Annotated in this window: 3 protein-coding genes and 1 rRNA gene; 3 read left to right on the top strand and 1 reads right to left on the bottom strand. The window is 38.9% G+C overall.

Features of this window, described 5'->3' with window-relative positions:
• The 3 genes from PX484_RS22620 to PX484_RS22610 form a co-directional block, all read left to right on the top strand.
• A partial coding sequence (locus PX484_RS22620; protein ID WP_288105613.1) for an ATPase domain-containing protein occupies nt 1-244 on the top strand: 244 nt, incomplete at its 5' end.
• Between the two features lie 73 nt (nt 245-317).
• On the top strand, nt 318-1,148 hold the full coding sequence (locus PX484_RS22615) for an amino acid ABC transporter substrate-binding protein (protein WP_002802235.1): 831 nt from the start codon (nt 318-320) through the stop codon (nt 1,146-1,148).
• Between the two features lie 82 nt (nt 1,149-1,230).
• Complete coding sequence (locus tag PX484_RS22610) at nt 1,231-3,855, top strand: DNA polymerase III subunit alpha (RefSeq protein ID WP_288105610.1); 2,625 nt, start codon at nt 1,231-1,233, stop codon at nt 3,853-3,855.
• 47 nt (nt 3,856-3,902) lie between these two features.
• Here the strand turns inward: PX484_RS22610 and rrf are convergent.
• Nucleotides 3,903-4,019: ribosomal RNA gene (gene rrf, locus PX484_RS22605) — 5S ribosomal RNA — on the bottom strand.

Genomic DNA, 4,019 nt, shown 5'->3' with positions numbered 1-4,019 from the left:
TACCGATTCAATTATTCTGCTGCGTTATGTGGAAATGTATGGAGAAATGCGCCGCGGTATCACTGTTTTAAAAATGCGCGGTTCTATGCACGATAAGGATATTCGTGAGTTTTCGATCGATCATCAAGGTATGCACATCGGCCAACCTTTCCGCAATGTTACCGGAATTCTGGCCGGAACTCCTATGTACACAGCACAAACAGAAGTAGAACGTTTGAGTGGATTATTTGAGGATCGTAGTTAAAATATAGCGGCATTTGCTAATCGCGCGTCGGTGGTTAGCTTTTTTCTCCCTATCTCCTTCTTGCTTTCTTGATATGTCTAAAAACTTTTGCTTTATTTTTCTAGGTCTTTTACTGATAAATAATCTACATTTATCAGCCTTGGCAGAAACAGTTTTACAAAGAATTGCTCGCACGGGAGAATTAAAAGCGGCAGCCAGAAAAGATGCTGTTCCCTTTAGTTATATCGATGAGAAAACGGGACAATGGACAGGTTACGGAGTGGAATTAATGCGCTTAGTCCAACGTCGATTAGCACAAGAATTAGGTAAACCGATTACAATAACCTTTACAGAAGCGACGACTAATAATCGTTTTCAGCAAGTGGAACAGGGACAAGTAGATTTATCCTGTAATGCGGCAACAATTACGGAAGAAAGACTAGAAAAGGTTAATTTTTCTATTCCCTATTTTATGACAGGAGCGCAATTTTTAACTAAAAGGGAAAATGTTGATAAAATAGATATTAATAACACTTTAGCGGCAGTTGCGATCGCCTATATTCCCCACACCACCACCGATAGTATTATTCGTTATATCTATCCTCTGGCTAATTGGCAAGCTGTCAGCGATCGAAGTGAAGCAGTGGCAAAATTACAAAGGGGAGAAGTAAAAGCAGTGGTTAGTGATGGAATTCTTCTACTGGGGGAAATCGTTAAACAAGGACAGGATCCGCGACAATTTGTGCTACTACCCAGTCAACCGATTACCACCGAACTTTATGGCTGTATTTTACCCAAAAACGATCCCGAATGGAAAAAATTTGTTGATACTGTCGTCGGCAGCAATGATAACCAGAAACTTCGAGAACAATGGTTTAATTTAGAAGAAAGTTCTTTCCCCTATAGGATTCTCAATCAACCCTAAAAATAGACTGTAATTGCTGAAAATTAAAAGTAAGTAAATTCTGTTTTTTTTCTTTTTCCTTGTCACTTTTTTCTGAAAAATTATGTCTTTTGTCGGTTTACATATTCACAGTGATTATAGCTTACTTGATGGTGCTTCCCAATTACCGGCACTAATTGATCGAGCGATCGAATTAGGACAACCAGCGATCGCTTTAACCGATCATGGAGTCATGTATGGTGCGATCGAATTAATTAAAATCTGCCGTAATAAGGGAATAAAACCAATTATTGGCAACGAAATGTATATAGTCAATGGCGATATTGAAGTCAATCTTCGCCACCGAAAATATCATCAAGTTGTTTTAGCCAAAAATACCCAAGGCTATAAAAATCTAGTTAAATTAACAACTATTTCTAATCTGAAAGGTATTCAAGGTAAAGGTATTTTTGCTCGTCCTTGTATCAATAAAGAGTTACTCCAACAATACCACGAAGGATTGATAGTTACCAGTGCTTGCTTGGGTGGAGAGATTCCTCAAGCGATTTTAGCTAATAACAGGAAACTGGCTAAGGAAACTGCTAAATGGTATAAAAAACTTTTTGGTGATGATTTTTATTTAGAAATTCAAGACCACGGTTCTAAAGAAGATCGGATTGTCAATGTAGAAATAGTTAAAATTGCTAAAGAATTAGGAATTAAAGTAGTTGCTACTAACGATTCTCACTTTATTTCCTGTTACGATGTAGAGGCACACGATGCCTTGCTTTGTATTCAAACTGCCAAGTTAATTACTGAAGACAAACGCCTCCGTTATAGTGGCACAGAATACTTAAAATCTGCTGATGAAATGCGCTTACTTTTCCGTGATCATCTGCCAGAAGATGTGATTGAAGAAGCGATTAATAACACCTTAGAAGTAGCAGAAAAAGTCGAACCTTATAACATATTTAATGAACCGAGACTCCCTAATTATCCAGTTCCTGCGGGACATACTGCTGATAGTTATGTAGAAGAAATTGCTTGGTTAGGATTACTAGAAAGATTAAAATGTCCTTCTCGTCACGAGATTGAACCTGTTTACAAAGAAAGGCTTGAATACGAATTAAAAATGCTACAGAAAATGGGATTTTCTACCTATTTTCTCGTCGTTTGGGACTATATAAAATATGCTAGAGATCATGATATTCCCGTCGGTCCAGGACGCGGTTCGGCGGCGGGTTCTTTGGTAGCATATTCTTTAAAAATAACCAATATTGATCCCGTTCATCACGGTTTATTATTTGAGCGTTTTCTCAATCCTGAACGGAAATCTATGCCTGATATTGATACGGATTTCTGTATCGAGAGACGGGATGAAATGATCCAATACGTTACGGAAAAATACGGGGAGGCTAATGTTGCTCAAATCATTACTTTTAACCGTATGACATCAAAAGCTGTTTTAAAAGATGTGGCGCGGGTGTTAGATATTCCCTATGCCGAATCGGATAAAATGGCGAAAATGATTCCCGTTTCTCGCGGTAAACCCACACCTTTAAAAGTGATGATTTCCGATGAAACTCCCGAACCGGCATTTAAAGAAAGATACGATACGGAACCCCATGTGCGTCATTGGTTAGATATGGCAATTCGTATCGAAGGTACTAACAAAACCTTCGGAGTTCATGCCGCGGGAGTCGTCATTTCTTCCCAGCCTTTAGATGAAGTGGTTCCCCTCCAGAAAAATAATGATGGGGCGGTAATTACCCAATATTTCATGGAGGATTTAGAATCATTGGGATTGTTAAAAATGGACTTTTTAGGGTTAAGAAATTTAACCACTTTGAAAAAAACCGCCGATTTAGTTAAACAAAATCAGGGTATATATATCGATCTCGATCAATTGCCTTTAGATGAAAGAAAAGCCCTGCAAATTCGGGCTAAAGGGGAACATAAAAAACTACCTCCCGATATTCTCAAAACCCACGGATTACTAGAAGAAGGGGATTTAGAAGGTATTTTCCAGTTAGAATCATCGGGAATGAAACAGATCGTTAAAGAGTTAAAACCATCGGGTATTGAGGACATATCTTCAATCTTAGCACTCTATCGCCCCGGACCTTTAGATGCGGGATTAATTCCTCTCTTTATTGGCAGAAAACACGGTAGAGAACCCATTCGTTATGATCATCCCTTATTGGAACCAATTCTTAAGGAAACCTACGCAGTTTTAGTCTATCAAGAACAGATTATGAAAATGGCGCAGGATTTAGCCGGTTATTCTCTAGGAGAAGCGGATCTATTGCGTCGGGCAATGGGTAAGAAAAAAGCCTCCGAAATGCAGAAACAAAGGGAGATGTTTATCGATGGTGCTGCTAAAAATGGCGTGGAAAAAAGAATCGCTGAAAATCTCTTTGAACAGATGGTAAATTTTGCCGAATATTGTCTAGGAGGTGAGACGTTAATTTTAACTGAGGAATACGGATTATTACCAATTGCTAAAATTGTCAGCGAAGAAATTAACTGCACTGTTTATAGTGTAGATAAAAATGGTTTTGTTTATAGTCAACCAATCTCTCAATGGCACGAGCGAGGTTTACAAGAAGTCTTTGAATACACCCTAGAAAATGGGCAAACTATCCAAGCAACCAAAGATCATAAATTTATGACTAGCGACGGAGAAATGTTAGCCATAGATACAATATTTGAGCGAGGTTTAGATTTAAAATCCTCTGATTTTTCCTAAAAACCAAACCCCCCAATCTTGTCGGATTGAGGGGTAGGAAAGAATAATCCTGGCATCGAGCTATTGTCCCGGTCGGCAACCCGACAAGTATCTTGGCCACGGTGAAGTTTCACAACCGAGTTCGGGATGGAATCGGAGTGGTGCCATCACGTTAAAGACACCAG

This window comes from Microcystis sp. M49636_WE2 (assembly GCF_030065375.1).
In the GTDB taxonomy this organism is placed as follows: domain Bacteria; phylum Cyanobacteriota; class Cyanobacteriia; order Cyanobacteriales; family Microcystaceae; genus Microcystis; species Microcystis aeruginosa_C.
This window is presented reverse-complemented; position numbering and strand designations above follow the sequence as displayed.

Excerpts from the sequence above, each read along its gene's own strand:
- PX484_RS22610 (WP_288105610.1), top strand. The coding sequence starts at position 1,231 with ATGTCTTTTGTCGGTTTACATATTCACAGTGATTATAGCTTACTTGAT.
- PX484_RS22615 (WP_002802235.1), top strand. The coding sequence starts at position 318 with ATGTCTAAAAACTTTTGCTTTATTTTTCTAGGTCTTTTACTGATAAAT.